General features: G+C 70.2%; 22 protein-coding genes. 12 read left to right on the top strand and 10 right to left on the bottom strand.

Annotated features, from left to right (window positions below):
- Positions 1-39 precede the first annotated feature (39 nt).
- From GIS00_RS01055 to GIS00_RS01040, 4 genes are all read right to left on the bottom strand, one after another.
- Positions 40-1,083: an ABC transporter permease gene (locus GIS00_RS01055; RefSeq protein WP_154766580.1), complete on the bottom strand. Its 1,044-nt coding sequence runs from the start codon at positions 1,081-1,083 to the stop codon at positions 40-42.
- Positions 1,080-2,516 (bottom strand): ATP-binding cassette domain-containing protein, encoded by a 1,437-nt coding sequence (locus GIS00_RS01050; protein WP_154766579.1) that lies wholly within the window; start codon positions 2,514-2,516, stop codon positions 1,080-1,082. Before GIS00_RS01050 ends, GIS00_RS01055 begins: the two co-directional genes overlap by 4 nt.
- Positions 2,516-3,730, bottom strand: a complete 1,215-nt coding sequence (locus GIS00_RS01045) for a sugar ABC transporter substrate-binding protein (protein ID WP_154766578.1) — start codon at positions 3,728-3,730, stop codon at positions 2,516-2,518. Before GIS00_RS01045 ends, GIS00_RS01050 begins: the two co-directional genes overlap by 1 nt.
- Positions 3,731-3,904: 174 nt before the next feature.
- The gene (locus GIS00_RS01040; protein WP_154766577.1) at positions 3,905-4,909 is read right to left on the bottom strand and encodes a DUF7065 domain-containing protein; all 1,005 of its coding nucleotides are present in this window, start codon (positions 4,907-4,909) and stop codon (positions 3,905-3,907) included.
- Between the two features lie 435 nt (positions 4,910-5,344).
- On the opposite strand from GIS00_RS01040, the gene GIS00_RS01035 reads away from it, so the two are divergent.
- The 3 genes from GIS00_RS01035 (at position 5,345) to GIS00_RS01025 (ending at position 8,597) form a co-directional block, all read left to right on the top strand.
- Entirely contained in the window at positions 5,345-6,520 is a 1,176-nt protein-coding gene (locus GIS00_RS01035) for a phosphotransferase family protein (protein ID WP_154766576.1), read from the top strand.
- A complete protein-coding gene (locus GIS00_RS01030) occupies positions 6,517-7,062 on the top strand; it encodes a hypothetical protein (protein WP_154766575.1) in 546 nt (181 codons plus the stop codon). The genes GIS00_RS01035 and GIS00_RS01030 overlap by 4 nt, the downstream gene beginning before the upstream one ends.
- Positions 7,063-7,145: 83 nt before the next feature.
- Positions 7,146-8,597, top strand: a complete 1,452-nt coding sequence (locus GIS00_RS01025; RefSeq protein ID WP_154766574.1) for an aldehyde dehydrogenase — start codon at positions 7,146-7,148, stop codon at positions 8,595-8,597.
- Positions 8,598-8,688: 91 nt separating this feature from the next.
- Here the strand turns inward: GIS00_RS01025 and GIS00_RS01020 are convergent, their stop codons facing one another.
- The 4 genes from GIS00_RS01020 to GIS00_RS01005 all read right to left on the bottom strand — a co-directional run bounded on the left by GIS00_RS01020 (position 8,689) and on the right by GIS00_RS01005 (position 12,574).
- A complete protein-coding gene (locus GIS00_RS01020; RefSeq protein ID WP_154766573.1) occupies positions 8,689-9,564 on the bottom strand; it encodes an alpha/beta fold hydrolase in 876 nt (291 codons plus the stop codon).
- A gap of 144 nt (positions 9,565-9,708) precedes the next feature.
- A complete protein-coding gene (locus GIS00_RS01015) occupies positions 9,709-10,491 on the bottom strand; it encodes an SDR family NAD(P)-dependent oxidoreductase (protein WP_154766572.1) in 783 nt (260 codons plus the stop codon).
- Positions 10,488-11,396, bottom strand: coding sequence for an LLM class flavin-dependent oxidoreductase (locus tag GIS00_RS01010; protein WP_407666776.1), 909 nt, complete (start codon positions 11,394-11,396; stop codon positions 10,488-10,490). Before GIS00_RS01010 ends, GIS00_RS01015 begins: the two co-directional genes overlap by 4 nt.
- The gene (locus GIS00_RS01005) at positions 11,390-12,574 is read right to left on the bottom strand and encodes an acyl-CoA dehydrogenase family protein (protein ID WP_154766571.1); all 1,185 of its coding nucleotides are present in this window, start codon (positions 12,572-12,574) and stop codon (positions 11,390-11,392) included. Before GIS00_RS01005 ends, GIS00_RS01010 begins: the two co-directional genes overlap by 7 nt.
- A 176-nt stretch (positions 12,575-12,750) precedes the next feature.
- Between GIS00_RS01005 and GIS00_RS01000 the strand changes: the two genes are divergently transcribed.
- The 6 genes from GIS00_RS01000 to GIS00_RS00975 all read left to right on the top strand — a co-directional run bounded on the left by GIS00_RS01000 (position 12,751) and on the right by GIS00_RS00975 (position 19,589).
- A complete protein-coding gene (locus tag GIS00_RS01000; RefSeq protein WP_154766570.1) occupies positions 12,751-13,857 on the top strand; it encodes a helix-turn-helix transcriptional regulator in 1,107 nt (368 codons plus the stop codon).
- A gap of 141 nt (positions 13,858-13,998) precedes the next feature.
- On the top strand, positions 13,999-15,324 hold the full coding sequence (locus GIS00_RS00995) for a cytochrome P450 (protein ID WP_154766569.1): 1,326 nt from the start codon (positions 13,999-14,001) through the stop codon (positions 15,322-15,324).
- Entirely contained in the window at positions 15,321-16,565 is a 1,245-nt protein-coding gene (locus GIS00_RS28730) for an NAD(P)/FAD-dependent oxidoreductase (protein WP_322097321.1), read from the top strand. The genes GIS00_RS00995 and GIS00_RS28730 overlap by 4 nt, the downstream gene beginning before the upstream one ends.
- A complete protein-coding gene (locus tag GIS00_RS00985; RefSeq protein WP_322097320.1) occupies positions 16,553-16,873 on the top strand; it encodes a 2Fe-2S iron-sulfur cluster-binding protein in 321 nt (106 codons plus the stop codon). The genes GIS00_RS28730 and GIS00_RS00985 overlap by 13 nt, the downstream gene beginning before the upstream one ends.
- A gap of 120 nt (positions 16,874-16,993) precedes the next feature.
- The gene (locus tag GIS00_RS00980) at positions 16,994-18,097 is read left to right on the top strand and encodes an NAD(P)-dependent alcohol dehydrogenase (protein ID WP_154766568.1); all 1,104 of its coding nucleotides are present in this window, start codon (positions 16,994-16,996) and stop codon (positions 18,095-18,097) included.
- Between the two features lie 37 nt (positions 18,098-18,134).
- Entirely contained in the window at positions 18,135-19,589 is a 1,455-nt protein-coding gene (locus GIS00_RS00975; protein ID WP_154766567.1) for an aldehyde dehydrogenase, read from the top strand.
- 76 nt (positions 19,590-19,665) lie between these two features.
- On the opposite strand, the gene menB is transcribed toward GIS00_RS00975, so the two are convergent.
- On the bottom strand, positions 19,666-20,523 hold the full coding sequence (gene menB, locus GIS00_RS00970; protein ID WP_154766566.1) for a 1,4-dihydroxy-2-naphthoyl-CoA synthase: 858 nt from the start codon (positions 20,521-20,523) through the stop codon (positions 19,666-19,668).
- 268 nt (positions 20,524-20,791) lie between these two features.
- Between menB and GIS00_RS00965 the strand changes: the two genes are divergently transcribed.
- Genes GIS00_RS00965 through GIS00_RS00955 form a run of 3 tightly spaced genes read left to right on the top strand, consistent with a single transcriptional unit; the run spans position 20,792 to position 23,670 of the window.
- A complete protein-coding gene (locus GIS00_RS00965; protein ID WP_154766565.1) occupies positions 20,792-21,604 on the top strand; it encodes an enoyl-CoA hydratase-related protein in 813 nt (270 codons plus the stop codon).
- Between the two features lie 7 nt (positions 21,605-21,611).
- Positions 21,612-22,751 carry an acyl-CoA dehydrogenase family protein gene (locus GIS00_RS00960; RefSeq protein ID WP_154766564.1) on the top strand — a complete coding sequence of 380 codons (1,140 nt, stop codon included), beginning with the start codon at positions 21,612-21,614 and terminating at the stop codon, positions 22,749-22,751.
- 22 nt (positions 22,752-22,773) lie between these two features.
- Positions 22,774-23,670: an SDR family oxidoreductase gene (locus tag GIS00_RS00955; protein WP_322097319.1), complete on the top strand. Its 897-nt coding sequence runs from the start codon at positions 22,774-22,776 to the stop codon at positions 23,668-23,670.
- A gap of 150 nt (positions 23,671-23,820) precedes the next feature.
- Here GIS00_RS00955 and GIS00_RS00950 read toward each other — a convergent pair whose 3' ends face one another.
- Positions 23,821-24,867: a phosphotransferase family protein gene (locus GIS00_RS00950; RefSeq protein WP_154766562.1), complete on the bottom strand. Its 1,047-nt coding sequence runs from the start codon at positions 24,865-24,867 to the stop codon at positions 23,821-23,823.
- Positions 24,868-25,022: the final 155 nt, after the last annotated feature.

Raw genomic sequence — 25,022 nt, 5'->3', positions numbered from 1 at the left:
CCGGCCGACCATCGGGCCGGGGCCAGGCGGGCACGTCAGTCACCGGTCCGCCCGCAGGCTCCGCGACCTCCGTTTCCGGGTCCGGAGCGCCTGTGACAGCGCGACCGCACCGATCAGCACCACGCCGTTGAAGATGGGCTTCGCACCCGCTGACAGGCCCATGATGTCCAGGCCGTTCAGCGCCAGGCCCAGCAGGAACGTGGCGATGATCGACCCGACGACACTGAAGGACTCGGTGCCCATGAGCGAGGACCCGAGGAACGCCGCGGCGAAGGCCGGGAGCAGCAGCTCCGGTCCGGAGGTCGGGTTCGCCGATCCGATGGTGCCGGTCATCACGATCCCGCCGATCGCCGCGACCACGCCGGTCACCACGAACGCCCACCGGGTCACCTTGCGGGTCGGTACCCCGGCGAGACCGGCCGCGGTCGGATTCGCCCCGGTCGCGTAGAGGAAACGACCGAACACCACCCTCTTCGTCAGCAGCCACAAGGCAAGCAGCAGCACCAACGGCAGCAGCAGCACCAACGGGAACCCGGCCACCTTCACCCGCATCGGTTCGGTGAGCGCCGGGTCGATGCCGCTGTAGATCAGCTGACCGCCGGTGTAGAGCAGGGCGACCCCGCTGAAAGCGGTACCTGTCCCGAGCGTGGCGATGAACGCATTGACCTTGAGACCACTGACCAGGAAGGAGTTCAGCAGACCGGTCAGCGTCCCGATCACCACGATGACCACGACGATCATCGCCGGCGGCAGGCCTTCGTTCGCCGACAGTCCGGCGGTCAGCACCGCGCAGAGACCGACCAGGGCACCCACCGAGAGGTCGAACTGTCCGGCGATCAACGTCATGGTGATCGCCGCGGCGGCGAAGGCCGTGTGCGCGTTCTGTGCGAAGACGTTGGTGATGTTGCTCTGCGAGAGGAAGCTCCAGTTCCCGACCACGCAGATCACCAGGTACACGACGAGGAAGAATCCGATCGTCACGAACCGTTCCCACGGGATCGACCGCACCCGCCTGCTCGCCGTGGCGCCGGGCGCCCGGGCGACCGGCCCCGCGTCGGTCTCCGCGGTCGGGCGGGCCGTCACGACACACGCTCCAGCAGGTCGTCGAGCTGCACACCGGCGCGGTCGACGACCGAGACCAGTCGGCCGTTCTCGGCGATCGCCAGCCGGTCCGCCACCGCCAGCGCGTCGTCGACGTCGATCGTCGCCACGACCACAGCGGCCCCCTCCGCCTTCCGCTCGAGCACGAATCTGCGGATCGCGGCCCTGGTCGGCAGGTCCACCCCGCGGGTGGGCTCACAGAGCACGTAGAGATCCGGTTCCTGCAGCGCTATCCGGCCGAGCAGCACCTTCTGCTGGTTACCGCCGCTGAGTGCCAGCATCGGCATCCCCTCACATCCCTCCGGGCGGACGTTCATCCGTTCCACCACCTCCGATGCCGTGCGCAGGCCGCGCCGGCGGTTCACCCCACGCCACAGGCCGGTCCGACCCCGGGGACGGGTGTCGAGCACGGCGTTGTCGGCGACGGTCAGGCCGGTCAGCACGCCCTGTGTCAGCCTCTCCTCCGGGAGCAGCGCGGCCCGGCCCGGGCCGCCGGCCGGGGCGCTCACGACGACCCGGCCGGACACCGGACCGACGATGCCGGCCAGCAGATGGCCGATCTCGTACAGCCGGGAGGACAGCGCACCGACCACGGCCACCACCTCCCCGGCCCGGACGTCCAGCGAGATCGGTCCGACCGCAGCAGTTGTCGCCGCGGTCGCCGCCAGCACGACCGCGCCGGAGGCCGCGGCGCCCGCGTCGACCGGTTCCTGTGTCGTGATGTCGCCGGCGGCGAGGTCGTCGTGCAGGTCCGGAAGCGCCGGCACCGGACCGGTTCTCACGACCTTCCCGTCCCTCAGCACGGTCACCTCGTCGCAATGGGTGGTGACCTCGTGCAGCCGGTGGGTCACCACCATCGCCGCGCCGCCGCGGTCGACGAACTCCCGCACCCTACCCAGCAGCCAGTCGCTCTCGACCCGGTTCAGCGCCGCCGTCACTTCGTCCAGGATGATCAGATCGGGCTCGTCCCGTTCGAACAGCCTGCTGATCGCCACCATCGTCCGTTCGCCGAGCGACAGCGAACCCAGTTCGCGTCGCGGGTCGACTTCCACGTTCACCCCGGCCAGCTGCACCCTGGCCCGCCTGACGTCACCCGAGGGCGACACCCGGTGCAGTGGCCCGGCTCCCGGTACCAGGTAGAGGTTGTCGGCGACCGACATCGACGAGACCAGACCGAGGTCCTGGTGGATCACCCCGATCCGTCCGGGGCCCCCCTCCGCGCCCCGGACGGAGATCTCGCCGGCATCGGAGCGCTCGATCCCGGTGAGGATCTTGATGAGCGTCGACTTCCCGGCGCCGTTGGCACCGAGCAGCGCGTGCAACGTGCCTGGGCGGATCCGGAACGACACGTCGTCGAGCACACGTTTGATGCCGAAGGACTTTCGCAGACCGTGCACCGACAGGGTCGGCGGCATCACTTGCCCCACAGGCCGGCGTAGTAGGCCTTGTGGTCGAAGCCGGTGGGCGGCTCGTCCCCGGCCGGCACGTTGTCGCGGGTGATCAGGCGGAACGGGATGGAGACGTCCTTGGTGACCGGCTGGTCCGAGAGCTGCCGTGCCATCTGGTCGACCGCGGCGTAGGCGAGCCACTGCAGCGGGGTGTCGACGGTCGCCTCGAGGATGCCGTCGGCCTGCCGGAGCGAGTCGAGACCCGCGGCGCTGGCGTCGTAGGCGACGAGCTTGACGTCGGTGCGGCCGGAGGACTCGATCGGCGGCGCGATGGCCTCGAAGTAGGCGTCGGTCGGCGACTCGATGTAGTTGATGTCGCCCTCCGGGTACTGCGCGAGTTTTGCCGCAACGTTGGACCGGATGCGGTCGAGAATGGTGGCATCCTGTGCGATCTCGGTGTTGTCCAGGACGGTGCACGTGCTGCAGGTGCCCATCTCGCCGACGAAGCCCTCGGTCCGCAGCCGCACCGGGGTGGCCAGCTTGTTGTCCATCACCGAGACCTTCGAGGTGCCGTTCCCGGCCGCAATCACCCAGTCGGCCAGCACCTTGCCCTGCTCCGCGTAGTCGACGTCGGTGTTGGCCAGCGACGGGCTTGCGACCGGGTCCTCGGCGTAGTTGCCGCACACGCCGCAGACCACCGGGATCCCGGCCGCCTTCGCATCCTCCATCGAGTTCGGCATGAAGCTGTCCGGCTGGACGAACTTGATGATGCCGTCGACGTCCTGGTTGATGAGCGAGGACATGCCGGCGATCCAGCCCGACTGGCTCTGCGTGCCGTCGTAGAACACCGGTGTCCAGCCGAGTTCCTCGACGGCCTCGGTGGCGGCCGCGACCAGGGTCTGGCACGACGGGATGTTCTGCCCGCAGCCACTGATCCCCACCTTGAACGGCCCGGCCGCCGGGGTGAACGGCTGCAGGTCGTCCGGACCGGCCGGCACCGCCGTGTACTTCTCGACCGCCGCCTTGGCCGCTGCCACGAAGTCCGGTTCGCCGGCGCTGGGGGACGCGGTGCCGGCGCCACCCGTGCTGCTGCCGGGCGCTGTCGCCGCGCCGCTGCCCGCGGCGGACGTGGACGAGGTGGTGGAGGTGGTGTCGCTGCCGCAGGCGGCGAGCATGGTGGGCACCAGGACCGCGAGCGCGGCCACTGCCACGATGCGGTTCAAGCGGGTGGACCGGGGCACGATGTCTCCTGTGGTGTCGGCCGCAGGTCGATCGGGACTGCCTGCCGGCGCGGTGCCGAGTCACCAGGGGGTGTGGACCGCGGCCGCCGTTGGCCGTCCCGGCCGGTTCGCGGGCGGGTGTGGTGGTGCGAAGTTCGTCGATGTGCGCAGGCGGGCCTGATGGCCCCGCCCTGGTCAGAAGGCGCTGGATCCCGACGTGGTGATGTCGGTGGTCAGCCGGCCGCCGGTGGCGTGGTCGAGCGGGTAGGCCTCCATCAGCGTGCCGATACCGGTGATCGCGTCGGAGGTGGTCCAGTCGAGCATGGAGTGCCCGGTCAGACACACGCCGTAGGGCAGCCAGTTGTTGAAGGTTCTTGCGGTGGCGGTCATCTCGTCGGTCCGGCCGTTCACGTCGCGCACGGACAGGGTGATCAGCTCCGGGTAGATCCCGCGGTGGTCGACCTTCAGCGTGCCGCCGACCAGCCCGGTGAGCACACCGTCCCGCACGGTGTAGCCGTGCTTGAACTCGTGCTGCGCGCCGTCCGGCTGCGTCGGGTCGAAGGCGAAGATGGTCTGCACCACGAAGTCGTCCGGGAAGTGTGCGTTCATGTACGTCATCGGGTTCATCCCGCGCTCCGGGCGCGGGCCCCAGCTGTGGTCCTGGGTGGCCAGGCAGTTCACGTCGTACGACTTCCCCCGCACCTTCACGGTGCCGGTCACCCGGGTGGTCAGGTCGAAGTGGCTCGAGTACGCGGTGCCGAAGCCGCTGTGCTCGATTCGGGTCTCCTCGGTGTCGCGCGCCATCGGGTCGATCGCGGGATCGTGGATGTCGTAGGGGATGTGGATGCCCACGCAGTCCAGGTGCATCTCGGTCTCGTCCGCGCCGACGTAGTCGATCCGGTACTCCGACGGGCTCCGGGCCTCGAAAGTGAGACCGTTCGGGAGTGTGAAGGAGTCGAGCCGCTCCGGGATCGGGATGTGGTTCTGGATGTCGATGTACCGGGCGTCGTACATGAATTGCGACTTGCTGTCGACGAACTCGACATCGCACATCACCGCACCGGTGCCGGCCCGGAAGACCATGTACACCCAGCCGTACAGATCGTCCTCGGGGACGTAGAGGCCGAACCAATACGTCTCGGCCCAGATGTGGTCCACGTCGGCCGGGGTGTGGAACTGCAGATCGGCAGGGGTGATCACAAGCGAATCCTTCGGATCGGTCGGGTTCGAACACCGTGCAGCACAGAACTTCTCGTCCGGATCAGCTGACGCTTCGGCCAGCCGCACACAGGCTCCGGACCACGGCTGGAGGCGACCCTACGAGGCGCTGCAGAGACTGTCAATGGAACAATTGGACCAAACTGTGAGCCAGCACACCGACGCTCCGGCGGAAGCCTCCCGAAGGCCCCCATCGCGAGCCTGACAGGGGGCTCTCCAGCCCCGCCGGGCCCTCCGGGAGCCCGATCGACCGACCCCGGGAGGGCTCCGGTGGAGACTCCTACACCACCCCTGATGTCCGATCTGGCCGATCCATCGGGCCCGTGTTGGCATGTGCGCACGCGCAGAGCAGCGCAGGCGTGACCGGTGGCCGGGTCCTGGCCGGCCGACGAACGCGCCAGGCTCCTAGGAGATCTCATGTCGATCGCTTCACCTGCCGGCACCGCCCGGCACCACCTCGACGTCGACCCGGGGGTGCATGCACTCCTCGATCGGAAGCGGGACCGCGTCGCCGCCGGCGGGCCGTACACCCCGCTCACTGTCGAACAGACCACCCAACTGTTGGTGGACTACTTCGCGACAGTGGTGCCCGGAGCGAGTGTCTCCGGGGTCGGCCGGATCGGTGGCGGTGCGTCGAAGGAGCAGTTCTTCTTCGAACTCACCGACGCATCAGGCAACCGCACCGGGCACATCCTGCGGATCGACCCGGTGCAGACGGCCAGCGAGACCGACCGCCGCCGGGAGTTCGAGGCACTCGACGTGTACCGCTCCGTGGTGCCTGCCCCAGCACCGGAATGGCTGGACCATGAGGGTGCGCACTTCGGCCAGCCGGCGGTCATCATGGGATTCGTCCCCGGTGTCACCAAGCCGACGGCACCGTCGGACGACCTGAAGGTCACTGGCATCGGGACGACCTTCTCCGGATCGCTCCGCGAGAGTCTGGCAGATCAGTACCTCGGCCACCTGGCCGCCATCCACAACCATCCGGTCGACACCGCACGGCTGCCGAGCTTCGAGGCGCCGACCGCCGACCCCTGGCAGCCCGCCCGCTGGGCACTGAACTGGTGGTCCCGGGTGTGGGCCGACGACGCTGTGGAGGCGGTGCCGATCGCGGCGCTGACCGAGGAGTGGCTGCGCCGGCACATTCCGGCCTCCACCGCCGAACCGGTGATGATCCACGGCGACTTCCGCACCGGCAACTTCCTGTTCGACGAGAGCACCGGGCGCATCACCGCCGTCCTGGACTGGGAGTACGTGCACCTGGGCGACTTCCACGAGGACCTCGGCTGGATGATGCAGCAGCTCTTCAGGTCCGTCGAGGACGGCGAGGAGCTGATCTGCGGGCTCTACCCCGCCGCGACCTTCGTGCAGCGGTACGAGCAGCTCTCCGGCCGTACCGTCGATCCGGAGACCCTCCGCTGGTACGTCGTGCTCAACGCCTGGAAGTGCCTGGCCATCACGCTCGCCTCCTCGGCCAAGGCCGCCAGGGACGCGCAGAACCACCAGGACGCCCTGCTGGCCTGGATGTCACCGGTCGGCTACCACTTCGCCACCGACCTGTGCGCGCTCATCGAGAAGGAGTTGTCGGCATGATCCCGTCCACCCGCATCCGGATCTCGAGCGTGTCGAGGGCGATCGAGTCGGTGATCATCCCGGCACTCGGCGACGACCAGCCCTTCGCGCTCGAGCAGGCCCGGCTGCTGCTCGGGCACCTCGCCGTCCTGCAGGTCCAGGACCCCTGGTCGGCCCAGTTCGAGCGGCTCGACAACCTCCTGCTGCGCGAGTTCGCGCGGGACCTCGAGGGCGCCGCGCACGGTGGGCCCGCGACAACGTCTGCGGTGGGACAACTCCGGTCGCTGCTGGCAGAGCCGGTCCCGCTGACCCTGCCGGAGGTGCGGGCGGCGCATTCCGCACTGGGAGCGGCCATCCGGGACGTCATCCGGGCCGTCGGCGAGGACGGCGGTGACGAGACCTTCCGCACCACCGCGCTCATCACCATCCGGCACGAGCGCGCCGCCGCCGACCGGTACCGCGCCTACTTCGCCGCCATGGGGTACGAGGGCCCGGACAGCCCGTTGCCCGACCTGCCCGACCTGATCAGTGGGATGCAGGACTCCCTGGAACGATCCGGCTGAGTCGGCCCCGCGACCGGGTTCTTGCTCGACCCACCCGTGACCACCAGCGGACATCACTCCCCACCATCCGAAGAGAAGGAAACATGATCACCTACAACGAGTTCTACATCGACGGGGACTGGGCCGCTCCGGCCGGCACCGAGCGGCTCGACGTCGTCTCCCCCACGACCGAGAGCGCGATCGGTTCGGTGCCGGTCAGCACCACGACCGACATCGACCGGGCGGTGTCCGCGGCCCGGGCCGCGTTCGACGATCCCTCCGGTTGGCCGGCCTGGAGCCCGGAGCGGCGCGGCGAGGCGCTCGGCCGTTTCGCGGACGAGCTCGAGAAGCGCAGTCCGGAAACGGCCCGTCGGGTGTCGAGCCAGAACGGTATGCCGATCACGCTGGCCGAGGCGTTCGAGGGCGGATTCCCGCCGGTGCTGTTGCGGTACTACTCGCAGTTGATGATCGACGGCCCGGCCGAGGAGCGGCGCCCGGGGATGATGGGCGGGACCTCGCTCGTCCGGAAGGAGCCGGTCGGAGTCGTCGGCGCCATCGTCCCGTGGAACGTGCCCCAGGCGATCAGCTTCCTGAAGCTGGCCCCGGCCCTGGCGGCCGGCTGCACGGTCGTCATCAAGCCGGCCGAGGAGACCGTGCTCGACGCGTATCTCATGGCGGAGGCGGCGGTGGCGGCCGGCCTGCCCCGGGGCGTGCTGAACGTGGTCCCGGGGGGCCGGGCGGTCGGTGCCTACCTGGTCGAACACCCCGGGGTCGACAAGGTGTCCTTCACCGGATCCACCGCTGCCGGCCGGAAGATCGCCGAGACCTGTGGCCGGCTGCTCCGCCCGGTGACCCTCGAGCTCGGCGGCAAGTCCGCCGCGGTCGTGCTGGACGATGCCGACCTCGCCTCCTCGATGGAGAGCTTCTTCGGCGCCACCCTGCTCAACAACGGCCAGATCTGCTGGCTGAACACGAGGGTCGTCGCGCCGCGCAGTCGGTACGGCGAGATCGTCGACACGATCACCGATCTCGCGAAGTCCCTGAAGGTCGGCGACCCGCTCGACCGGGAAACCGCGATCGGCCCGCTCGTCTCCGGACGGCAACGTGAGCGGGTCGAGGGCTACATCAGCAAGGGCCTCGCGGAGGGCGGTCGGATGACCACGGGCGGCCGTCGCCCCGGGGATCTGGACCAGGGCTTCTTCGTCGAGCCGACGATCTTCGCCGATCTGGACAACTCCGCAACCATCGCCCGCGAGGAGATCTTCGGGCCGGTGCTGACGATCATCCCCTACGACGACGTGGACGACGCGGTCGCGATCGCCAACGACAGCGAGTACGGACTCGGCGGCACGGTGTGGACCTCGGACCCGTCCCGCGGCGAAGCCGTTGCCCGCCGGATCAGGTCCGGCACCGTCGGGATCAACGCCTACAGCAACGATCCGCACGCCCCGTTCGGCGGCATCAAGTCCAGCGGCATGGGCCGGGAACTCGGCCCCGAGGCGCTCTCCTCGTTCCAGGTCTACAAAACCATCTACCTGGACCCCCGGGCGTCCTGAAGCCCACGGGGTGCGGGCCGCCGGATCGCGGCGGTCCGCACCCCGCGACTCCTGCGCGCCGTGCCGGCGGCCGGGGTCTGCAGTCTGCCGATCAGGTCGCGAGTCTCGCGTCCAGCCAATCGATCACGCCGGCAACCACCTCGTCGCGGTTGGTCTCGTTGAAGACCTCGTGCCGGGCGTCGGGGTAGGACACCAGGGTGACGTCCGTGAGGCCGCGCTCCCGGTACCGGCGCACCAACTCGTCCACCAGGGCCATCCCGCCGTTGACCGGATCCATCTCACCGACCACCACGTACACCGGCAGTTCGGGGCGCATCCCGGCCACCCGCGCGGGATCGGCGAGCTGCCGGGCCCCGACGAACATCGCTCGCCCGCCGGGGATGTCGAGCCCGAACCCGCAGAGCGGGTCGGCGATGTAGGCGTCCACCTGCGCCTCGTCCCGGCTCAGCCAGTCGAAGTCCGTGCGCTGCGGCTGGAACGCGGCGTTGAACATGCTGAGGTCCATCGGTGCGTCCAGGTCCATCATCGGTTCCAGCAGGTCGATGACGGCGGTTCCGGACAGCACCACCGCCGCGACGTCGGCGCTGTGGTCGAGCAGGTACTGCTGCGTGGCGAAGGATCCCAGGCTGTGCGCGACGATCGCCGACGGCAGATCGGGATGCGCCGCCCGGGCCGTCGCGCCCACCCTGCCGATGTCCGCGACCAGTTCGCCCCAGCCGTCCTCGCCCAGCACACCGAAGTCGGCGGGCGAGACCGCCGTCCTGCCGTGCCCGCGGTGGTCGTGGGCGTACACCACGTACCCGGCATCGACCAGGGCACGGGCGAGCGGTCGGTAGCGGAGTGCGTACTCCCCCACGCCGTGCACGATCTGCACGACGGCCTTCGGCGTCCCGACCGGGTCCCACCGGTAGGTGGCGATGCGGGCACCGTCCGGCACCAGGACCTCGGACGACTCCGGTTCGACCATCTCTGCGCTCCGGTTCCCGGGTCCGGACCCGGCCGCGCGCCGAGGTACTCGTCACCGATCGTTGAACTGTCCGGGTCAGCGTCGGTCGGCCCGCGGGAACCCGCAACCCGAGCCCGCTGTCGGGTCCGACATCCGCAGGATCCCTCAGCCGGTGGGAGGCATGTGGCAGAGCATCCCGCCATCGACGGCGATCACCTGCCCGGTGAGGTACGACGCCCGGTCCGAGGCGAGGAAGAGCACCACCTCGGCGATCTCCTCCGGGCGCCCCAGCCGGCCCAGGGGTGTCTGCCGCTCGATCGCCGCGGGCTTGTCCGCCGGCAACCTGCCCAGCGCGCCGGCGGTGGCGATCAGACCCGGTGCCACGGCGTTGCACCGGATCCCGTCACCGCCGTACTGGGTGGCCACGTACCGGGTGAGCGACTCCACGCCCGCCTTCGCCACACCGTAGGAGGTCCAGGCGATGTCGCCGGCCCGGCCCTGCGCCGACGAGGTGTTCACGATCGCCCCGCCGCCGGCGTCGATCATCACGGGGACCACCGCCGCCACGAGATCGGCCGATGCCCGCAGGTTGACGTCGAGGGTGAGATCCCAGCTCTTGCGGCCGGCTTCGTGCAACCGGCCCTCGCCACCGGGGAAGAAGCCGGCGATGTTGACCAGCACGTCGATCCGCCCGGTCGCCGCGAGGGTCGCCTCCACCACCGCCCCCGCGGCGCCGTCGGCGCGCAGGTCGGCCGCCACCACGTGCACGGCGTCCGGCCGGTCGCTACCGGCGGCGATCGCCGCGGCCGGATCGGCCAGGCCGTCGGCGCTCCGGTCCACCAGCACCACCTGCGCCCCGCTCGCGGCGAACCGCGCGGCGGTGACGCTGCCGATCCCGCCCGCCGCGCCGGTGACGATCACCGTGCGTCCGGCGAAGTCGCCCGTCATCCGGCGACCAGGAGCCGGCGCACCTCGGCACTGAGGTCGATGCTGTCGGTCACCGTGCCGGCGACCGGGATCAGCGTGACGTGCCCGGCACCGCCGGCCACGAAAGCTGCCGCGAACTCCGCGATCTGCTCCGGCGTGCCGGCCGGCGCGATGTACTGGAACTTCTCGTACGGCAACCGGTACATGCCTTCGAGTTTCGCCGCCAGCAGCTCCCTGGCCCGGCCCGGGTCGGGATCGATCCCGCACCAGATGTTCACCCCGAACCAGTCCGGTGCCCGGCCCAGACCGGCTGCCTGCTCGAGGATCTCGGTGCGGGTGGCAGCCAACCGTCGCGCCGAGCAGAAGATGCCCAGCCAGCCGTCCCCGTACTTCGCGGTCCGCCGGATCGCCGAAGGGCTGGTGCCGCCGATGACGATCGGCACCGCCGGCGCCGGGGGCGGGAAGATGACGGCGTCCACCAGGTCGAAGAACTCGCCGTGGTGGGTCACCGGGGCGCCGGTGAGCAACTGCCGCAGCAGTCCGAGGGTCTCGTCCAGCCGGCGGCCGCGACTCGCCGGATCGACGCCGGCGTTGCTGATCTCGTTACGGTCCTCGCCGCCGACGCCGGCACCGAGCACCAACCGGCCCGGCGCCAGCTCGGCGAGGGTGGCGATCTGCCGGGCCGCCAGCATCGGGTGTCGCAGTCCGAGCAGGTAGACGCCGATCAGGACGTCGAGATCGTCCCTCGCCGCCAGGACGGACGTGGCGGAGACGATGCCGTCGAAGCCGGTGCCCCCGTGGAAGCTGATGTGGTCGCCGACGGTCAGGCCGTCCAGTCCGGCTGCGGCGACCCGGTCCAGCACCGCCCGGCGTTCGGGGCCGACGACGGCGTCGTGCGGGAGCGAGATGCCGACCGTGGTCACGATGCCGCCACCCGTCCGAAGAGGGAGGTGGCGATGATCCGCTTCTGGATCCCTGCCGTCCCGTCGCCGATGAGATAGCTGCACACGTCGCGGTAGCGCTGCTGCAACGGCGATTCCGTGGAGTAGCCGATGTTCCCGAAGGTCACCATCGCCGTCTCGATCGCATCCTTCGCCACCTGCGGCGGCCACCACTTGCACATCGCGGCGTAGCTGGTGTGCGCGCCGCCGGCGTCCCGCGTCCACAGTGAGCGGTAGCAGAGCCAGCGCGCCGCCTCGAGAAAGGTGGCATGTTCGGCGATCGGGAAGGTGACCCCCTGGAACGCCGCGATCGGCCGGCCGAAGGCCTGCCGCTGCAGCGACCACTCCACGGTCTCGTCGATGCTCGCCTGCGCCGCACCGAGACAGGCGAGACCGATGGCAGGGCGGCTGAAGTCGAAATGCGACATCGCCCCCGCGAACCCGCGGCCGGGTTCACCGACGAGGTGCGTGTCCGGGACGAACACATCGGTGAAGGCCAGTCCGCCCCAGCCGAGCGGGAGGGCACCCATCCCCGGCATGTGTCGGCGCTCGACCCCGTCGGCGTCGAGCGGCACCAGGAAGCAGCTGATCCCCTGATGGCCGGTCGACCCCGGTTCCCGGGCGTACACCAGGGCGGCCTGGGCGGTGATCGCGTGCGAGATCGCGATCTTCTCCCCGGAGATCCGATACCCGCCGGGGACCTGGCGAGCGGTCGTCAACAGCCCCGAGACATCCGACCCTGCTGCGGGTTCGGTCACGGCGATGGCCACCATCGCCGTCCCGGCGACGATCCGGGGCAGCCACTCGCCGCACACCTCCGCCGACCCGTGGGCCGCGATCTGCGCCGCCACCAGGCCCACGTAGATCGGACCGGCACCCACGTTCACGTCACCGTAGGAAAGTGCCTCGACCGCCATGCCCAGGGTGATCGGATCCGGATCGCCGGTCCCGCCGTACTCGGCCGGGATCCCGATCCCCAGGACCCCGAGATCACCCAGCCGGCGATGCGCGTCCCAGGGGAACTCGGCGACGGCGGCGCGCCTGCGGTAGTGCGGCGCGAGTTCCTTGGCGGCGAACGCGACGAGTTCCTTGCGGAACTGCTCCTGCTCGTCGTCGAAGGCGAAGGACAGCACGGCGACCTCCTCGTCGATCGGTCCGACCATTGTATCAGCAGGTGCAAACGATCGTTCACATCGCCGACCATCCCGTTGCCAGGTAGAATGGTCTGACCAACAATGTCGATCCTCGCAGTCGTCGCCGTCCGACCGGATCACCGCACCACCCGCCTGAGCGCACCACCCGCCACATCACCCCGCCGCAGGGCTCGACGAGGAGCACAGTGGACGAACTCCTGCCCCGCGTCCGCCGGGCCGTCGAGCACGCCGCGCAACTGACCGCCCGGCCGGACATCGTCGACGACCGCCGACTGGCCTCGCCGGCAACCGCCGGCGACGTGGTGCACGCGGCCCAGCAGGCGGTCATCGACCTGCTACGACGGCCTCCGGACCCGGTCGTCGGGATGGAGGCCGGCGCCGCTCTGGTGTCACTCTCCGATGTCCGCGCGTCGTTGCGCGAGCTGGAGTCGGAGCGCCGGGCCACCTCGGTCACCCAGGTCCACGAGTCGTTGCGACGACTGCGTGCCATCGACTCCATCGACCGCCTGATCGCGCAGACCCCGCTGGAGATCCGCCGGCTCGGCTACAACAGGTCCCTGCTCTCGCGGTTGTCGGGGCGCTCGTGGACACCCCGGTCGTCGTTCGCCGACCACGACCCGGAGCTCCAGGCCGCGCTGCTGCGGGTCGGTCAGGCGATCCCCGGCCGACTCGGCCGGGAGATCCCGGAGACCGAGGTGGTCCGCAGCCGCACCGCACTGCTGGTGAAGGACGCGCGCCACAACCCCAACGTGCACCACCATCTCATCGACCTGGCCGGCACCGAGGTCTACATCGTGGCGCCGCTGGTGGTGAGCGGCGAGGTGGTCGGCATCCTGCACGCCGACCAGCACGTGGTGAGCGACCGGGTGACCGAGTTCGACCGGGAGGTGCTGGAACTCTTCAGCGAGGGCCTGGGCTGCATCCTGGAGCGGGCGATGGTCGGCGAGCGACTGGCCAGGTTCCGGCGCAAGCTGGACGAGCAGTCCCGCTCTCTCGACGAGATCACCTCAGGCGGTTTTGATCTCGATCCGCTGCCGGAGGACGCCGGCGGTCATCCCGGACCGGTGTACGCGGCCGGCGGACCACTGGCGGACCTCACCCGCAGGGAGATGGAGGTGCTGCGACTGCTCGCCGAGGGCCGGACCAGCGCACAGCTCGCCGAAGCCCTCTACGTCGCTCCCGGCACGGTGAAGACCCACGTCAAGAACGTCCTCCACAAGCTCGGGGTGAACTCGCGCGGTGAGGCGGTCGCGCGCTACCACGCCTTCCGGCAGTCCGGAACGGACGGCTGATCGCGCTCGCGGGGATGGGGCAGAAATCTCCCCCAACAGGGAGACGCGGGTCACATCACGGCACGCCGACGATGGCCGTACGTCCCGCACCGCCGCGGGATGTCCGGGGCCGCCGCCCCGGCCACCTCTTCCGGAGGGCCGATGACCACCACCCAGATCCCGGACACCATCAGCGTTCCCGACTCCGTCGCCCGTACCGTCGTCCTTCCCGAGGGCCACCGGGAGGACGGTCCGCTGTTCGAGGCCTACCGCTGGTTGCGGGAGAACGCACCGCTGGCCAAGGTGCAGGTCGAGGGCTACGACCCCGTCTTCCTGGTGACCAAGCACGCCGACATCATGGAGATCGAGCGCCAGCCGCACATCTTCACCAGCGGTGGCGGCGACGAGCCGGGCTCGCACAACCCCATCCTGCAGAACCAGGCGGGCGACGCGTTCACCCAGTCACTGACCGGCGGCAGCCTGCGGATCCTGGACACCCTCACCTATCTCGACCCACCGGAGCACACGGCGGTCAAGGACATCGCCGCCGACTGGTTCCGGCCGGCGAACCTCAAGAAGTGGGAGGACCAGATCCGGTCCCTGGCACGGGAAGCCATCGACAAGTACCTCGTCGAAGGCGCCAACGACATCGACTTCGTGCAGGATTTCGCCGTCTACTACCCCCTGCACGTCATCATGACGCTGTTCGGCGTCCCGGAGTCGGACGAGCCCAGGATGATGGCGCTGACCCAGGACTTCTTCGGAACGGCCGACCCGGACACCCAACGGGCGGACGTCGAGCCGCTCACCCCCGAGGCCGCCGCCCAGCAGTGGTCGGCGGCGATCCAGGACTTCTACGCCTACTTCGACGCCCTGGTCGAGGACCGTCGCGCGGCCCCGCGGGACGACCTGGCCACGGTGATCGCCGTCGCGAAGGACGCCGACGGCGAGTACTTCCGCAAGACGTTCGCCTACGGCTGGTTCATCGCCATCGCCACCGCCGGCCACGACACCACCTCCAGCACCATGGCCGGCCTCATCGAGGCACTCGCCGAGAACCCGGATCAGTTGGCGAAGGTGCAGGAGAACCGCGCCCTGATACCGGATCTGGTGAACGAAGGACTGCGGTGGGCGTCACCGGTGAAGCAGTTCACCCGCCGTGCCACCACGAACTACACGCTGCGCGGACAGGAGATCCACGAAGGTGACCGGTTCATGTTGCTCTACCAGTCGGCGAACCGGGACCCCGACGTCTTCGCCGACCCGGACGCGTTCGACCTGACCCGGCGCCCGAACAAGCACATCGCTTTCGGCTACGGCCCGCACATGTGCATCGGCCAGCACCTGGCCAAGCTCGAGCTCCGGATCATGCTCGAGGAGCTGATCCCGCGGATCGCGAGTGTCTCGACCACCGGGCCGCGCAAGGTCGTGCAGACGAACTTCGTCGGCGGGCTCCGGAAACTGCCGGTGCAGCTGGTGCTGCGGTGACCACGGGCCGCGTCGTGGTGGTCGGCGGCGGGCACGCCGGCGCGGCCCTGGCGGGTCTGCTGCGGCAGGGCGGGTACGACGGCGAGATCACCGTGCTGTCCGCGGAGACCGACCCGCCGTACCACCGGCCGCCGCTGTCGAAGAAGTTCACCGACGCCGCCCTGGAGCAGTGGCTGCGACCGGCGGAGTTCTGGCCCGAACAGCGGATCGACCTCCGGCTCGGCACGACGGCGACCGCCATCGACCGGCGCCGGCACCGGGTGGAGCTGGCCGGAGGCGGGAGTCTCGACTACGACCACCTGGTGCTCGCCACCGGGGCGCGGCCGCGCGAGTTACCGGTACCGGGGGCGGATCTCGACGGCGTGATCGGGTTGCGCACGCTGTCGCACGCCCGGGAGCTCCGCCGGCTCGCCGGCGCCGGCAGCGGCCACCTGGTCATCATCGGTGGCGGGTACATCGGTCTCGAGGTCGCCGCGGTCGCGAGATCGGCCGGAACCGAGGTCACCGTCCTGGAGCGGGAGTCGCGATTGCTGGCCCGGGTGGCGAGCGACCGTCTGTCGGAGATCCTGGCCCGGTACCACTCCCGCGCCGGGACCCGTGTCGTGACCCGGGCGGACGTTGCCGGGTTCGTGGGTGAGGCCGGCCGGGTGCGCGCGGTCCGGCTCGGTGACGGCAGTGAGATCGCCTGCGACGCAGTGCTCGTCGGTGTCGGCGCGGTCCCGGCCGACGAGCTCGCGGTCGCCGCCGGCCTGGGCTGCGAGCAGGGGGTGCTGGTCGACGAGTGCGCGCGTACCAGCGACCCGAAGGTGCTCGCGATCGGTGACGTGACCCGGCGCCCGGTCCTCGGGCTGGACGGGTTGCGCCGCCTGGAGAGCATTCCGAGCGGGACCGAGCAGGCGCGGCAGGCGTGCTCGGTCGTCCTCGGCACCGCGGCGCCGGCGCCGGAGGTGCCCTGGTTCTGGTCCGACCAGAACGACCTGAAGATCAAGATCGCCGGGGTGGTGGTCCCCGGGACCGCAGTGGTGCTGCGCGGGTCCCCGGACGAAGGCCGCTTCGCCCTCTACCACCACGTCGGCGGGGTGGTCACCGCCGCCGAGACCGCCAACGCCCCTGCCGACTTCATGGCCGCGAAGAAGTTCATCGCGGCCGGCAGCCGCATCGACCCCGCACTGCTCGCCGACCTCTCGGTCCGGGTGCAGGACGCGGTCCTGACCTCCGAGGAGGCTTCGTGCCCACCGTGATCTACGAGCTGTCCGACGGCTCGGTCCACGAGATCGACGTTCCGGCCGGACAGAGTGTGATGGACGGATCCGTCCGGAACAACCTGCCCGGGATCGTGGCCGAGTGCGGCGGCAGCTGTTCGTGCGCCACCTGCCACGTGTTCCTGGACGAGGGCGACTCCGGCCGGTTCGACGCACCGAGCGACGAGGAACGCGACCTGCTGGAGTTCGCCGAGGGCGCGCAACCGAACTCCCGGCTGTCCTGTCAGTTGATCGTCGGGGCCGGCTGCCCGGCGGTGCGGGTCGTTGTCCCCGACACCAACGGCTGATCACCACCTGTCGATCCCCACATCCGCGGTTCCCACCGTGACCGCGCCGGACGCCGGCGTCCGGAGTCGAATGAACCCCGGCGGTGGCCCATCGATCCACCCAGTTCAACGAGGAGCACCATGGACATCACCGCAGCCGTCGTCGACGAGGTCGGCGGCCCCTTCCACCTTCGCACCGTCACCCTGGACGCACCCGACCCCGACGAGGTTCTCCTGGAGATCGCCGGCGTCGGCCTCTGCCACACCGACCTCGCCGCCAAGGACGGCCATCTCCCGTTCCCGCTGCCCGGGGTCTTCGGGCACGAAGGCAGCGGGACCGTCCTCCGGGTCGGCTCCGCGGTCACGAAGGTCGCACCCGGCGACAACGTCGTGCTCAGCTTCCACAGCTGCGGGCAGTGCACCCAGTGCAAGACCGGCGCACCCGCCTATTGCCTGCAGTTCATGCCGCTGAACTTCGGCGGGGCCCGGCCGGACGGTCGTGCGACGCTGCACGCGGGCGACACCTCGCTCGGCTCGGAGTTCTTCGGCCAGTCCTCCTTCGGCACCCACGCCCTCGCCCACGAACGCAACGTGGTCAAGGTGCCGGACGACGCACCGCTGGAGATCCTGGGCCCCTTGGGGTGTGGCATCCAGACCGGGGCGGGCGCGGTGCTGAACTCGTTGGACTGCCCGCCCGGGTCCTCGATCCTGGTGCTCGGCGGCGGGTCGGTCGGCCTGTCCGCGGTGATGGCCGCGGCCGCCCGCGGGCTGTCCACCATCCTGGTGCTGGAGCCGCACGAGGCCCGCCGCGCGCTGGCCCTCGAACTCGGCGCCACCCACGCCCTGGACCCGGCCGACGGCCCGCTGCCGGAGCAGGTCCGGGCGATCCTGCCGGAAGGCGTCGACCACGCCATCGACACCACCGGGCTGGTCACGGTGCTGGAGGCCGCGGTGCAGTCACTCGCCCAGCGCGGCAAGGTCGGGATCATCGGGGTGCCGTCCGACCCGACCGCGGCCCTGCCCGTCGGCCTCATCCAGGCGCAGATGATCGGGCTCACCGTGGTGGGCATCGTCGAGGGCGACAGCGATCCGGACGTGTTCATCCCGGAGTTGCTGGAACTGCACCGTTCGGGCCGCTTCCCGATCGAGAAGCTGATCACGACGGCACCTTTCACCGAGATCAACGAGGCGGTCGAGCGGCAGGCCCGCGGCGAGGCCGTCAAGATCGTCCTCACCCACCGGTGATCCCGTACCCACCACCAGCTGACAGGACAGGCACCCCATGACGATCGACTACGACCAGCTCTACGTCGGCGGTTCGTTCACCGCTCCGGCCGGCCGCGGCACCATCGCGGTGCACTCCCCGCTGACCGGGGACCGGCTCGGCTCGGTCCCCGAGGCCGACGAGACCGACATCGACCGTGCGGTGGCCGCGGCCCGGACGGCGTTCGACGACCCGCAGGGCTGGTCCCGGTGGACCCCGGCACGCCGCGGCGAGGTCCTCGAGCGGTTCGCCGTCGCGCTGGAGCAGCGCGGCGCGGAGTTCTCCCGGCGGGTCAGCATCCAGAACGGCATGCCGATCACCCTCGCGCAGGCCTTCGAGGGCGGCTTCCCACCGGTGCTGGTGCGCTACTTCGCCCGGATGATGCAGGACCTGCCGCAGGAGGAGACCCGGCCGGGGATGCTCGGCGGCGCCTCCCGGGTGATCAAGGAGCCCATCGGGGTGGTGGCGGCGATCGTGCCGTGGAACGTCCCGCAGGCGATCAGCTTCCTCAAGCTGGGCCCGTCGCTGGCCGCCGGCTGCACCGTCGTGCTGAAGCCGGCCCCGGAGACGGTGCTGGACGCCATGCTGCTCGGCGAGGCCGCCGCCGAGGCGGGCCTGCCGGACGGGGTGCTGAACATCGTCCCCGGCGGTCGGGAACTGGGCGCGTACCTGATCTCCCACCCGAAGGTCGACAAGGTCTCCTTCACCGGCTCCACCGCCGCCGGTCGGTCGATCGCCTCGACCTGCGGTCAGCTGCTGCGCCCGGTCACCCTGGAGCTCGGTGGCAAGTCGGCGGCCATCGTGCTCGACGACGCCAACCTGTCCCAGCAGCTCGAGGCGTTCTTCGGCGTCACCCTGCTCAACAACGGGCAGATCTGCTGGCTGAACTCCCGGGTGCTCGCCCCGCGGTCCCGCTACGCCGAGATCGTCGACACCATCTCCGATCTCGCCTCGTCGGTGAAGCTGGGTGACCCGCTGGACCCGTCCACGCAGATGGGTCCGTTGGTCTCGCAGCGCCAACGTGACCGGGTCGAGGGTTACATCGCCAAGGGCCTGTCCGAGGGTGCCCGGATCACCACCGGCGGCGGTCGCCCGGCCGGCCTGGACAGCGGCTGGTTCGTCGAGCCGACGATCTTCGCCGATGTCGACAACGGGTCCACCATCGCCCAGGAGGAGATCTTCGGCCCGGTGCTCTCGGTGATCCCCTACTCGACCGAGGACGAGGCGGTGGCGATCGCGAACCAGAGCGACTACGGCCTCGGCGGCAGTGTGTGGACCACCGATCCCGAGCGAGGCGAGGCGGTGGCCCGGCGGGTGCAGTCCGGGACCATCGGCATCAACGCCTACACCAACGACCCGACCGCGCCGTTCGGTGGGATCAAGGCCAGCGGGCTCGGTCGCGAGATGGGCCCCGAGGGCCTGGCCGCCTACCAGGTCTACAAGACCATCTACCTGGACCCACCCAAGGCCTGACGAGGCATTGCCAGGCGAAACCTCTGGCGATGTCCTGCATCCGGTGATCGCCCACCGGGTGCAGGACATCCCGGGGTCAGGGGCGGCGGGGGAAGCGGCCGAAGTCCGGGGTGCGCTTGGCCTTGAACGCCTCCCGCCCCTCCTTGGCCTCCTCGGTCGAGTAGAAGAGCAGGTTCGCGTCATGGGCGAGCTGCTGGATGCCGGACAGACCGTCCTCGGCGGCGTTGAAGCTGGCCTTCATCAGGCGCAGGGCGAACGGCGACATCTGCAGCATCTCCCGGCACCACTGCACCGTCTCGGACTCCAGATCGGCCAGCGGGACGACGGTGTTGACCAGTCCCATCGAGAGCGCCTGCGCGGCGTCGTACTGCCGGCAGAGGAACCAGATCTCCTTGGCCTTCTTGACCCCGACCAGTTCGGCCAGCAGCCCGGCCCCGAACCCTCCGTCGAAGGAACCCACCTTCGGGCCGACCTGGCCGAACCGGGCGTTGTCGGCGGCAATGGTGAGATCGCAGACCAGGTGCAACACGTGGCCGCCCCCGATCGCGTACCCGGCCACCATCGCCACCACCGGCTTGGGCAGGCGCCGGATCTGGATGTGCAGGTCGGTCACGTGGAACCGGCCCACCGCCCGGGCGCTGCCGGGTTCCGTCAGATACCCGGTGTCCCCCCGCACCCGCTGGTCACCGCCGGAGCAGAAGGCATTCGGGCCCTCGCCCGTCAGCACGATCACGCCGATCTCCGGGTTCTCCCGGGCCTCGACGAGCGCGTCGGAGATCTCCATCAACGTCTGCGGCCGGAACGCGTTGCGCACCTCCGGCCGGTTGATGGTGATCTTCGCGATCCCATCCGCGCTGTGCTCGTACCGGATGTCCTGGTAGTCGCCGGCCGGGGACCACAGCACCGGGTCCGCGCCGGCTTCGGGTGTTGTCATGGGGCGAGCCTACGACCGTCCCGATGGCGCGGCCGACAGCCGTCGGGTCGGCGCCACACGGGCCGGAAGGCCGCGGAGGGCGGTCCCCTGCACTGCGGAGGTCGTTCCGGGACAGCGGGTCTCGGTCACCCCACCACCGGCGGGACCAGCCGGGAACCACCACTTGAAAACGATCGTTCACAGCGCTAGATTGGGTGAACGATCAGACCAAATGGTGCAGCGCGGCGCCTCCCGACGTCATGCCTGCCACCCCGGAAGGACGCACGGCATGGCTGCCAACACCGACGTTTCGCTGTTCACCGACGTCACCTACGAGGTCGAGAACGGCCTGGCCACGATCACCATCAACCGTCCCGACCGGTACAACGCCTTCCGGGCGCAGACCGTCGACGAACTGGTGAAGAGCTTCAAGAAGGCGTGGGTCAGCCCCGACGTCGGCGTCGTCTGTCTGACCGGTGCCGGTGACAAGGCGTTCTGCACCGGCGGGGACCAGAAGCAGCGGATGGAGACCGGCGACTACGGCCCGTCCGACTCCGGGCTGTTCGAGATCGAGTCCCTGCACCGGGTGGTGCGGGACATCCCGAAGCCGGTCATCGCCGCGGTCAACGGCTTCGCCGTCGGCGGCGGTCACGTGCTGCACCTGATCTGCGACCTGTCGATCGCCAGCGAGACCGCGATCCTCGGTCAGAACGGTCCCCGGGTGGGCTCTTTCGACGCCGGGCTGGGCACCGGGTACCTGGCCCGTGTCGTCGGCGAGAAGCGCGCGCGGGAGATCTGGTTCCTCTGCCGGCGCTACTCCGCGGCACAGGCCTACGACTGGGGCCTGGTCAACAAGGTGGTCGCGCCCGACAAGCTGCGCGAGGAGGTGCGGGCCTGGGCCGACGAGATCCTGCTGCTCTCGCCCACTGCTCTGAAGGTGCTCAAGCAGTCCCTGAACGCCGACACCGAGCAGTTCGTCTCCCTCGGCAACCTCGCCTACACCAGCCTCAAGCTGTTCGGCGAGACCGAGGAGGCCCGCGAGGGCATCACGGCCTTCAACGAGAAGCGGCCGCCGAACTTCGGCGCCTACCGCACCAGCTGATCCCTCGATGAGGTTCAGCGACGAGCAGCAGGCGTTCCGTAGCGCTGTGCGCGGCTTCTGCGCACAGCACTACGGGACCAAGGCGCAGCGGGACGCGCTGACCGCCGACGGCACCCTGGCGAACAGCCCGCGGGCGCTGGCCGATCTGGCCGCCCTGGGTTGGCTGGGCGTCTCCCTGCCCGCCGAGTTCGGCGGCGGCGGCGCCGGCATGGTCGAGGAGTGCATCCTGCTGGAGGAGACCTCCCGCGGACTGGCACCGATCACGGCCTACTCCACGGGCCTCACGGCCGCGCAGACCTACCTCCGGTACGGCACCGACGAGCAGCGACGCACCGTGGTCGGCAATCTGGCCGGCGGCCGGTTGGAGGCGATCTCGCTCTCCGAACCCGGTGCGGGCTCCGACCTCGGCGGCGTGCAGATCAAGGCGGTCCGCGACGGGGACCGCTTCGTCGTCGACGGTCAGAAGACCTGGTGCAGCGCCGCCCATGTCGCGGAGAACATCCTGCTGCTCACCCGCACCGACGCCTCCGGCGGCAAGCACCGTGGCCTCACCCTCTTCATGGTCCCCCGGGACACCCCCGGTCTGGAGATCCGCGAGATCCCCACCATGGAGGCGCACACCGTCAACGACCTCTTCTTCACCTCGGTGCAGCTACCGGAGTCCGCGGTGGTCGGCGAGATCGATCAGGCCTGGCGGCATCTGATGCGGGGATTGTCGGTCGAGCGGCTGATCATCGCCGCGATGTCGCTCGGTGCCGCGGCCCGATCGCTGGACGACGTGCTGGCCTACGTCAAGCAGCGCGAGCAGTTCGGCGCCACCATCGGCAGCTTCCAGGCGATCCGGCACCGGATCGCCGACCTGGCCACCGACATCACCTTCTGCCGCTCGTTCGTCTACGACGTCGCCGACCGGATCGACGCCGGCCAGGAGGACGACCTGGCCACCGAGGGCTCGATGGCGAAACTGCGGTGCACCGAGGTGGCCAAGAAGGCCGCTCTGGAGGCCATGCAGATGATGGGCGGATACGGCTACGCCCGCGAGTACGGCATGGAGGAGCAGGTGCGCCGCGCCCTGGCTCCCCCGATCTACGGCGGCACCAACGAGATCCAGCGCGAGATCATCAGCAAGAACCTCGGTCTCCGATGACCGCACCCGAGAGGACCTGCACGTGACCACTTCCCCGTTCCGCCCCGATGTCCTGGCCGGGAAGCGGGTGTTGATCACCGGCGGCGGCACCGGTCTCGGCCGTGGTGTGGCCGCCCACCTGGCCGGGCACGGCGCCCAGGTGCATCTGTGGGGGCGTCGGCCCGCCGTGCTGGAGGAGGCCGCGGCGATCGCGGGGGCGGACGTGCCGGGCGCGGTGCACGTGCAGACCGTCGACGTGCGACAGCCGGAGATGGTCGATACCGCGATGGAGGAGCTGTTCACCACCCACGGACCGCTGACCTCGGTGATCAACAACGCCGCGGCGAACTTCATCGCACCGACCGAGACGCTCAGTGCCCGCGGCTACGAGGCGGTGTCCTCCACGGTGATGGACGGCTCCTTCCACACCACCCACGCCGCCGGGAAGCGTTGGATCGCCGCAGGCCTGCCCGGCTCGGTGCTCTCCACCCTGACCACCTGGGTCTGGACCGGCTCGGCGTTCGTCGTCCCGTCGGCGATGGGCAAGGCGGCCGTGCACGCGATGACGATGTCGCTCGCGGTGGAATGGGCGAAGTACGGGATCCGGCTCAACGCGCTGGCCCCCGGACCGATCCCGACGGACTACGCCTGGGAGATGCTCAACCCGACAGACAAGAGCTCGGTGGGTGCGACGCAGGCCGACCAGGTCCCGGCCGGCCGGATGGGCACGATCGACGAGCTCGCGAACCTGACGATCTTCCTGCTGTCGGATGCCTGCGATTACCTGACCGGTCAGACCATCGCGATGGACGGCGGTCAGATGTTGGCCGGGCCGGGCACTTTCGCCGGGCTGAACAGCATGTCCGCGCAGGACTGGGCCGACGCGAAGGAACGCAGCAAGGCTGCCTCCGCTGCGGCGAAGGCACAGCGCGGCACCTGACCGCCGGCAGTCCGCGAGCCCGGGCCGACCCCGGCACCCCACAGCAGTGGTGTGCCGGGGTTCTCCGTTTCCCGGTCCGGATCCTGCGTGGCACGACCCCTCGGACCGGCGCGGGGACACCGGGCGCGGCAGGGCGCAGCACCAGGCAGGTCAGTCGCCGGCCGGGACCACCGGGGCGTCGAGTCCGGCAACCTGGTGCGCGGCCACCAGGAACGCTTCGACCTTGGTCCGCTCGCGGTAGTACGGATCACCGACCCCGCGGACGGCACGCCGCCGTCCGTACTCGTAGAGCGCGGCCAGTTTCCACAGGGCCAGCGCCTGGTACCAGGCGATCCCGGACAGGTCGCGTCCGGTGGTGGCCGCGTACCGGTCGGCGAGCTCGGCCCGCGAGGGATAGCCGGGCTCGAAGACCGCAACACCGAACTCGCCGGTGGGGGTGAGGGTCTCGCCCGGCTCGGGGTAGGAGGACAGGAAGTAGCCGAGGTCGAAGAGCGGGTCGCCGATGGTGGCGAGCTCCCAGTCGAGTACCGCCGCTATCCGGCCCGGGGATTCGGGAGCCAGGATGACATTGCCGATGCGGTAGTCGTTGTGCACGATGGCCGCGCCGGACTGGGCGGGGACCGCGGACTTCAGCCAGGCATCGATCGCGGCGAACTCCGGCGGCGGTGTGCCGTCCTCGGCGTTGACCAGCCGGCCGACGCTGCGCAGGTGCCGGGCGTTGAAGTTGTCCGGGCGGCCGAGCCCGGCCAGACCCGCCTGCTCCCAGTCCACCTGGTGCAGCGCAGCGAGAGTGTCGATCAACGACTCACCGATCCGCCGCCGGTCGTCCGGCCTGTCCAGCGGCGGGGGCGTCGCGGCGGTCACCACCGGTCCGCGCACGTGGCTCATCACGTAGAACGGCACGTCGATGACGTCGCCGGCCTGACCGACCGCCAGCAGATCGGCGACGGGCACCTCGGAGGACCCGAGTGCGCCGATCAGCCGTGCCTCGCGGAGCATGTCGTGCGCGCCCGCAGGGACTGGGGGCGGCGGCGGGCGCCGCAGCACCACGTCGTGCTCGCCGTCGGACACCAGGTAGGTCAGGTTCGAGTGGCCGTCGCCGATCGGCCTGGTGGTCACCGGCCCGGAGGTGATGCCGCGTTCCTGAAGGAATCCGGCGAGGGTGCCGAGCTGTTCCGCCGACCAGTCCCAGTTCATCGGAGAATCCAGGTACCACAGGTGATCTGCATCGCAGCAACTCCCTTCCGGCGCCTTCGCCAGTCAGGTCGATCTTATCGTCCGGCCGGGCTGATCGGCGCCGGTCGGCCTGCGGACTGCACCACATCGAAGGTGCACGAGGCCGACCCACCACC

It is taken from the genome of Nakamurella alba, from assembly GCF_009707545.1.
Taxonomy (GTDB): domain Bacteria; phylum Actinomycetota; class Actinomycetes; order Mycobacteriales; family Nakamurellaceae; genus Nakamurella; species Nakamurella alba.
Note: the sequence above shows the minus strand (reverse complement) of the source record. Positions and strands in the feature narration are given on the sequence as shown.

Excerpts from the sequence above, each read along its gene's own strand:
- GIS00_RS00965 (WP_154766565.1), top strand. The coding sequence starts at position 20,792 with ATGGCTGCCAACACCGACGTTTCGCTGTTCACCGACGTCACCTACGAG.
- menB (WP_154766566.1), bottom strand. The coding sequence starts at position 20,523 with ATGACAACACCCGAAGCCGGCGCGGACCCGGTGCTGTGGTCCCCGGCC.
- GIS00_RS01005 (WP_154766571.1), bottom strand. The coding sequence starts at position 12,574 with ATGGTCGGACCGATCGACGAGGAGGTCGCCGTGCTGTCCTTCGCCTTC.
- GIS00_RS00950 (WP_154766562.1), bottom strand. The coding sequence starts at position 24,867 with ATGAACTGGGACTGGTCGGCGGAACAGCTCGGCACCCTCGCCGGATTC.
- GIS00_RS00995 (WP_154766569.1), top strand. The coding sequence starts at position 13,999 with ATGACCACCACCCAGATCCCGGACACCATCAGCGTTCCCGACTCCGTC.
- GIS00_RS01015 (WP_154766572.1), bottom strand. The coding sequence starts at position 10,491 with ATGACGGGCGACTTCGCCGGACGCACGGTGATCGTCACCGGCGCGGCG.
- GIS00_RS00960 (WP_154766564.1), top strand. The coding sequence starts at position 21,612 with ATGAGGTTCAGCGACGAGCAGCAGGCGTTCCGTAGCGCTGTGCGCGGC.
- GIS00_RS01025 (WP_154766574.1), top strand. The coding sequence starts at position 7,146 with ATGATCACCTACAACGAGTTCTACATCGACGGGGACTGGGCCGCTCCG.
- GIS00_RS01035 (WP_154766576.1), top strand. The coding sequence starts at position 5,345 with ATGTCGATCGCTTCACCTGCCGGCACCGCCCGGCACCACCTCGACGTC.
- GIS00_RS01050 (WP_154766579.1), bottom strand. The coding sequence starts at position 2,516 with ATGCCGCCGACCCTGTCGGTGCACGGTCTGCGAAAGTCCTTCGGCATC.
- GIS00_RS01030 (WP_154766575.1), top strand. The coding sequence starts at position 6,517 with ATGATCCCGTCCACCCGCATCCGGATCTCGAGCGTGTCGAGGGCGATC.
- GIS00_RS00980 (WP_154766568.1), top strand. The coding sequence starts at position 16,994 with ATGGACATCACCGCAGCCGTCGTCGACGAGGTCGGCGGCCCCTTCCAC.
- GIS00_RS00975 (WP_154766567.1), top strand. The coding sequence starts at position 18,135 with ATGACGATCGACTACGACCAGCTCTACGTCGGCGGTTCGTTCACCGCT.
- GIS00_RS01020 (WP_154766573.1), bottom strand. The coding sequence starts at position 9,564 with ATGGTCGAACCGGAGTCGTCCGAGGTCCTGGTGCCGGACGGTGCCCGC.